Source organism: Sulfurimonas sp., assembly GCF_028694895.1.
Classification (GTDB): domain Bacteria; phylum Campylobacterota; class Campylobacteria; order Campylobacterales; family Sulfurimonadaceae; genus Sulfurimonas.
Window position 1 is genome coordinate 1 of record NZ_JAQVKA010000076.1, and the last position, 6,945, is coordinate 6,945.

8 protein-coding genes and 1 pseudogene are annotated in these 6,945 nt (G+C 34.5%); 1 reads left to right on the forward strand and 8 read right to left on the reverse strand.

Going from position 1 to position 6,945, the window contains the following annotated elements:
- The 7 genes and pseudogenes from PHI38_RS07995 to mobB all read right to left on the reverse strand — a co-directional run.
- Window positions 1–359 (reverse strand): annotated as a pseudogene (locus tag PHI38_RS07995) (GTP-binding protein); the annotation flags it as partial.
- Between the two features lie 21 nt (window positions 360–380).
- A complete protein-coding gene (locus PHI38_RS08000; protein ID WP_299854795.1) occupies window positions 381–1,514 on the reverse strand; it encodes a TRAP transporter substrate-binding protein in 1,134 nt (377 codons plus the stop codon).
- Between the two features lie 9 nt (window positions 1,515–1,523).
- The gene (locus tag PHI38_RS08005) at window positions 1,524–2,519 is read right to left on the reverse strand and encodes a hypothetical protein (protein WP_299854798.1); all 996 of its coding nucleotides are present in this window, start codon (window positions 2,517–2,519) and stop codon (window positions 1,524–1,526) included.
- Window positions 2,516–4,450 (reverse strand): methionine--tRNA ligase, encoded by a 1,935-nt coding sequence (gene metG, locus PHI38_RS08010; RefSeq protein WP_299854801.1) that lies wholly within the window; start codon window positions 4,448–4,450, stop codon window positions 2,516–2,518. The genes PHI38_RS08005 and metG overlap by 4 nt, the downstream gene beginning before the upstream one ends.
- A 22-nt stretch (window positions 4,451–4,472) precedes the next feature.
- Window positions 4,473–4,679 carry a hypothetical protein gene (locus PHI38_RS08015; RefSeq protein ID WP_299854803.1) on the reverse strand — a complete coding sequence of 69 codons (207 nt, stop codon included), beginning with the start codon at window positions 4,677–4,679 and terminating at the stop codon, window positions 4,473–4,475.
- Window positions 4,660–5,505: a class 1 fructose-bisphosphatase gene (locus tag PHI38_RS08020; RefSeq protein ID WP_299854806.1), complete on the reverse strand. Its 846-nt coding sequence runs from the start codon at window positions 5,503–5,505 to the stop codon at window positions 4,660–4,662. Before PHI38_RS08020 ends, PHI38_RS08015 begins: the two co-directional genes overlap by 20 nt.
- A gap of 4 nt (window positions 5,506–5,509) precedes the next feature.
- Window positions 5,510–6,013 (reverse strand): molybdopterin-guanine dinucleotide biosynthesis protein B, encoded by a 504-nt coding sequence (mobB, locus tag PHI38_RS08025; RefSeq protein ID WP_299854808.1) that lies wholly within the window; start codon window positions 6,011–6,013, stop codon window positions 5,510–5,512.
- Window positions 6,014–6,109: 96 nt separating this feature from the next.
- On the opposite strand from mobB, the gene PHI38_RS08030 reads away from it, so the two are divergent.
- Window positions 6,110–6,601 (forward strand): hypothetical protein, encoded by a 492-nt coding sequence (locus PHI38_RS08030; RefSeq protein WP_299854809.1) that lies wholly within the window; start codon window positions 6,110–6,112, stop codon window positions 6,599–6,601.
- Window positions 6,602–6,608: 7 nt separating this feature from the next.
- On the opposite strand, the gene PHI38_RS08035 is transcribed toward PHI38_RS08030, so the two are convergent.
- Window positions 6,609–6,893 (reverse strand): YggT family protein, encoded by a 285-nt coding sequence (locus PHI38_RS08035; protein ID WP_299854810.1) that lies wholly within the window; start codon window positions 6,891–6,893, stop codon window positions 6,609–6,611.
- Between the last annotated feature and the right edge of the window lie 52 nt (window positions 6,894–6,945).

The following is a 6,945-nucleotide window of genomic DNA, read 5'->3' on the forward strand; positions in this document are numbered from 1 at the left end:
GTGTTTACTTCTGTTTCATCTATTATTTTTAAAATATCTCTTAATTTTGGAGATTGATTGCTTGTATGCCAAAAACTTAAATAGAGTGCTTTTACAACAAGAGGCTCTAATTTTAAAACTTTATCACTTGACTCATCTGTAATTTTATATGGTCTATATCCACACGCTTTAACATGCAGAGGTTTTTCCAAACTATTTATACTAAAGCTACCATTTATATCACTTGTAACACTCAGCACAGAGTCATTTATAGTAGCACCTTTTATGGGTGCTAGGGTAACGGCATCAATTATATTTGCGCTAAATGAAGCAAAAAGCATACTTTGCAGAAGCAGGGTGGTTAATAATAGAATTTTCACTAATTTCTCTTTTGTTTTAATTTATCTAACATTTAAAAAATATCTAAGGCTAGCATCACTCCACTCTTTAGAGAGTGCTAAATGATCTTGTATAGATTTATTTACTTTGACAAAGGTACTATTTTTTTGACCAAGTTCATATAGTACCTCTGTAAGGGCTATTTTTCCAGCATCAACAACATCTTGTGGAAACTGTTTTATCTCTATGTTTAGTTCACGCAGACGTTTAAGTGCATGAATATTTTCATAATGAAATTCATAAGTCATATTTGAGTTCATCTCATTTGCAGCAACCTCTATCATACTTTGATGTTCGTAAGCTAACTTACTCCAAAACACTTTATTGAAGGTTAGTTCAAGTATAGAGCCTGGTTCATGCCATCCTGAGTAGTAAAATGGTGCTACTTTATAAAACCCCATCTTAATATCAAGTGCAGGCCCAACCCACTCTGTAGCATCAATAACCCCTCGCTCAAGTGAAGTATATATCTCTCCAGCAGGAAGAAGCACTGAGTTAACTCCCATTTTTGAAAAAACTTCTCCGCCAAGTCCGGGAATCCGCATTTTAAGCCCATTCATATCTGAGAGTGACTTTACCTCACTTCTGAACCATCCTCCCATTTGGATATTTGTATTTCCACCCATAAAAGGGTAGAGGTTATAGCTTGCATACTGCTCTCTCCATAGCTCTAAACCTCCACCATAAATCATCCATGAGTTTATCTCTTCAGATGTAAAACCAAAAGGAATGCCACTATAGAGTGAAAATGCGCTATTTTTACCTTTCCAATAGTATGGTCCAGAGTGAAAAGCATCAATCTGTCCACTACTAGCGGCATCAAATACAGCAAGATCAGGGACAAGTACATTCTTAGGATAAATTTTTACCTCTAAAGAATCACCACTTATATCTTTTACTCTTTGCGCAAATCTCTCAATGCCAGTACCCATAATAGGAAAGCTCCCAGGCCAGCTTGTTGCTAGTTTTATAACTGTTTTTTTATTTTTATTTATATTTACTCTTTTTTCATCACTGCTTTTAGCCTTTGGATGCTTGGAGTAATCAATCGCTTCTCTGTTGCTATCATTGCATCCATTTAAAGCTAGCACTGCAGAGGCAGTGGTTGCAGTTGTAAGAAAGTCTCTTCTGTTCATGTCTTTACCTTAAAAATCTATAGTTAGTTGTGTTTGATTTGAGAGTGGTCTGCTTAAGAGCGACTTATCAACGCCCACTATTAGTGCAAAATTAAACAAAGTATTTCTCAAAATATTTATAATCTCTTTTTCATTTTTATATCTAAAGATATTCTTACTCTCTTTTGACTCAACGTCATGTGGAACTACAAAAATAGTATTTGCCCACGAGGCATGGCGCTCTAAAAAAGATATTTGTTCCTCAATAAGCTCTACATTTGGCTCAAATATAAGCACTTTGTCACTTGTTCCAAAATTTTTAATCTCAAATCTTTTATTTGTAAAAACAGGCTCAAAATGCTCTATAGGAGTAAATTTTTTTAGTTTATATTCTATCTTTAATGTTCTGTAAAAATGTAAAAGCTCTTCTAAATAAGGAATAAAAAATGGTGAAATAAGTTGTCTTTCATAAAAAACATTATCATATATAAAAGATGTCTCAAAAAGAGTCTGCTCCATTATCTCAATTGGCTCAAAAGAGGCAATTGGCATCTTTTTAACAACTGCAAACATATCCCTAGAGGTAAGTGCAGGGCTAAAGAGAAGGGTAGTTTTTTGCTGTGCTTCAGAGATAATTTTAAAAATAGATTTCAAATCTCCTATGATAGTACGAAAATATGTCATAGTTATTACTTGCAGAGATAGTTTCAATACAATCTCATTACACTCATAAGCAACCATCTCTTTTTCAATAGTTTTAAAACGGATGAGTCTATGGAGTGCATCATCTAAGCTATCTGCCTTTATCCAAGCAATTTCATTGTCACTTATTTGCGCAGGTTTCTCAGAGATAATTCCATAAGCACCATTTTCAACTGCTAATTGAATCTCCTTGGTATCATAAGCAAAAAAAAGATCGCCTCTCTTTACTTTTATAGCATCAAAGACGATATTTTCAAAACTATGAACACAAGGCTCATTAATAAGAGTAGTTTGAGTAAGTGCTAGAAAATTTTCGAGTCTCATCCAATTGGCGTGCCTGCTTTTTTAGTTTTTTCTGGTCTGATTAAACATAGACCATCTTCATCCTTAGCAGCAAGAAGCATTCCCTCTGAAGTCATTCCCATAAGTTTTGCAGGTTTTAAGTTTGCAACAACACAAACTTGTGTGTTTATCAAAGATTCTGCGCTATAAAACTCCCGTATTCCAGCCACAACTTGTCTAGGTTTGCCTTCACCTAAATCAACTTGAAGTTTGAGTAGTTTTTTACTCTTAGGAACTTCTTCTGCGGCAATTACAATCCCAACTTTAAGAGATGTTTGAAAAAATTGGCCAATCTCGATTAGATTGTCATCTTCACACAAACTTTGCTCAGCAGCTTTTATACTTTCTTTTGTAATATTTGGTTGAGCTAGTGGAGCTTCAGGCATAAGTGGCTCTTCAACGCGTGGAAACAGAGGTGGAACTGGTTTGATATTAAATAGTTTTAGAAGTTTTTTCTCAGCTACAAGCTCTTTATAGCTCTTGTGTGAGATAGCAAAATTTAGTGCATCTGCTATGATATTTGTAGTATGAGGCATAATCGGATGAAGCATAATAGAAGCTTTTGCTAAAATATTTGCAACAAGTGCAACAGTAGCAAGAGCTTCATCTTTTTTACCATCTTTCATCTTTACCCATGGAGCGTGCTCTTCAATAGCTTTATTTCCAATAGAGAAGAGTTTCCATAACTCCTCTAGATAACGATTTGTCTGGAAATTTTCCATAAAAATATCAAGTGAGTCAAGTGCGACATTCATCGCATCTATCTCTTTTTTATGATATTTTAAAACATCAACACTATCTATCTCAAAATCAGAATATTTACCACTCATACCGATAATACGGTTTAGAAGGTTCCCGAGGTCATTGCTTAGTTCAGAGTTTATTCTATCTATAAATGCTCTTTGAGAAAAATCCCCATCTTGTCCAAAAGGAACTTCTCTAAGCATGAAGTATCTCAAGTTCTCAACTCCATAAGCATTAGCAACTTGTCTTGGAGAGATAACATTACCTTTTGATTTACTCATCTTCTCGCCATCTCTAGTCCACCATCCATGAGCACCAATATGCTTTGGAAGAGGTAAATCAAGGCTCATTAAAAATGCTGGCCAGTAGATTGCGTGAAAGCGAAGAATGTCTTTTCCAACAAAATGTACAGAAGCTGGCCAATAACGCATATCTTTTTCAGTTGTTCCATATCCAAGAGCAGTTACGTAGTTCATGAGAGCGTCAAGCCAAACATACATAACATGCTTGTCATCTTTTATAGACTCAGGCATTGCCACGCCCCAAGTAAAAGATGTTCTTGTAACTGAGAGATCTCTAAGTCCACCTTTTACGAAGTTTATAACCTCATTTGCACGAGAGCGAGGTAGGATAAAATCAGGATTATCTTCATAATGCTTCAGTAGCGCACTCTCGTACTTTGAGAGTCTAAAGAAGTAGCTCTCCTCTTTGATGATGCTTGTACTTCTGCCACAATCAGGGCAAAACTCGCCATCAACTAGTTGAGTTTCAGTAAAAAAAGTCTCACAACTAACACAGTAGTGACCTTCATAAAAATCTTTATATATATCACCTTTTGCATACATAACCTCAAAAGCTCTTTGAACACCTATTTTATGAGATTCATCAGTTGTACGTATAAACTGATCATAGCTTATTTCAAACTCATCCCATAAGTTCTTAAAGCTTGCACTTATCTCATCTGCAAACTCTTGTGTCGGTTTAGAATTTTTTTGAGCAGATTCTTCTATTTTTTGACCATGCTCATCTGTGCCGGTTAAAAAATAAGTATCTTCGCCCTTAAGCTTCTCATATCTAGCTAAAGTATCAGCTATAAAAGTAGTATAAGCATGCCCAATATGAGCTTCTCCGTTAACGTAATAGATAGGTGTTGTTATATATTTACTCAATTTTTATCCTTAAAATTCAAATTTAAAACTCAAAGCCACCAGTATCTCCCTTGGACATACTGTTATAAACCGCGCTTACATACTCACTTCTAAGCTCACACTTAAGATAGAACTCACAGCTACTGCAACTCTTAAGGCTTTTTTCTCTTTGGCAATCTTGAAGTTTATTAATCATCTCATTTAGATAAACTTCAAACTTATCTAACTCTTTAGTATTTGTTTTTTGCATAAACTTCTCTTACTCTTTGTATCTCATATTTAGAGCCAAAGAAGCATGCTGAAGTATCATGTATATGTGCATATTCAAGTTCCATCAAATCAACACTACCATCAATAGCTTCCCCACCGGCAGTTTTAAAGATAAAAGCAAATGGAAAAACTTCAAAGAGTTTACGAAGCTTTCCATCTGGTTTGTCTGAAGTGTTTGGATAGCTAAACAGACCGCCACCTTTTAGCAAAATTTGGTGTAAATCTGGAACCATTCCGCCAGAGTATCTTAAGCGATAACCCTCATTAAAGAAACTATCAACCATCTCTTTATGATAAGGTTTCCAGTTTTGTTGAGTTCCACCAGGCGCATTTAGTTTGCCTTTTTCATTTAGGCGAATCTCTTTTACAAACTCAAACTCTTTACCTTGAAGAAGGTGGAGTTTTGTTTTGTTATGTGCAAATACCATCTCAACACGAGGACCAAAAACAACATAACATGATGCAACCATATTTTTTGCCCCAAATGCGCCCTCGTATATCCCAAAAATCGAGCCTACACTAAGGTTTACATCTATTAAAGATGAGCCATCAAGAGGGTCGTAAGCGATAAAATACTTGCCATCTTTATGTAAAAGTACCTCTCTCTCTTTTTCTTCGCTTGCAATTGTATGAATGGAATTAACATGCGAAAATTCTTCTTCAATAATCATATCGCATTTTATATCGAGTTGAAGTTGTGTCTCTCCTGAGCTGTTTTCTTGTTGAGAATAGCCTATATCTTTGGTATCTATTGCATCTTTTATTCTTATGGCTGTTCTTTGTATCGCGCTAAATATATCAGTCATCTATTTAAACTTCCTTTGCATTTTTTAATATCCACTCTATTATATCTTGGCAACTGTTTATATCTAATATGGCTACATTTTTTGGAAAATCATAGTTACTCATATCGATACTACCATCAGTTGCTAAAGCATCCATATATGGAAAATAAGTATCGTCTAGTGAATCTCTAAAAACACTAATTCTAGGAAGAGGAAGGTTTTTAAGCCCTTCAACTAGTAAAATATCAAATTTATCAAAGAGTCTAATCATCTCATCAAGCTCTTTGTTTCTTTGAGAGAAGTATGTCGTGCGGTTTGGCGACGTTACTATAACTTCTGCGCCAGTATCTGCAAATTTATAACTATCTTTACCCTCAACGTCAAAACGAGCCTTATCTTTTGGGTCATGCTTTATAATGGCTACATCCATTTTGTAGTCATGTATAAGCTTTCTTGCAACTTTTAGTATGAGCGTAGTTTTACCACTATTTGATGGGCCCGTAAATGCAACCGCTAATCTTTTTTTCAAAATACCAACCCTCTTTAAAATTAAGTGATTATACAAAATAGTCTTTAAAAGGTTGTTTAATAAGATATAATTCTCACATTGTTTTTGGGGATTTGAATGAAAATTATTTTATTATTTTTAACTTTTATACTATTTTTTGGCGGATGTTCTAGCAAAAATGCCTTTTATGCTTTTAAAATGGACAGAAAAAAAGAACTAAGCGCATCAAGCCTTCAAAGCACTAAAATAATCTCAAAAGAGGGCGAGATTAGAGGGGTTTTTTCTTCTATTTACCTCAATGAAGTCTACCCTGAATCATTTAACGGATATGAATATTTCTTAGTTTTTTTATATCTTAAAGAAGCAAAAGAGCTTTATAATCCAAATAGCACTACGCATAGTGATTTAAAACTCACTCTAAATTCAAAACTTCCACTAAAAATAGAAAAACTCCCTCTAGAGAATCAGTTCTCGCATCTAATAGATAGAAGAAATGACTGGACTAACTCATATTTGGTAGCTTTTGAGCAAGAAGAATTACTAGATCTCTTCATCGAAGACAATGAGTCTTCATCTGCTGTAGTTCTAAAATATGAAAAAGACCAATAGTCTAAAATTATAGAGCGTGTAGTAAAGAACTAAGTAAAACTATAACTACTTGCAGCCCAATAACAATAATCAGCGGTGCTAAATCTAAACCACCAATAGTTGTCTTGATATATCTTCTAACTAGCGCATACGCAGGGTTTGTAATTCTGTACAAAAACTGAACTATAGGGTTAAATGGATCAGGGTTTACAAAACTAAGAAGTGCTGCAATGATTACTACCCATATATATACATTTATAATCCCAATCGCAATTGAACCAATACCTTGAATTATCTCTATTAAAATACTCATTTTACAATCTCACCTAAATAGTTTTTTATATGTTTATATACAGCAGCAATAT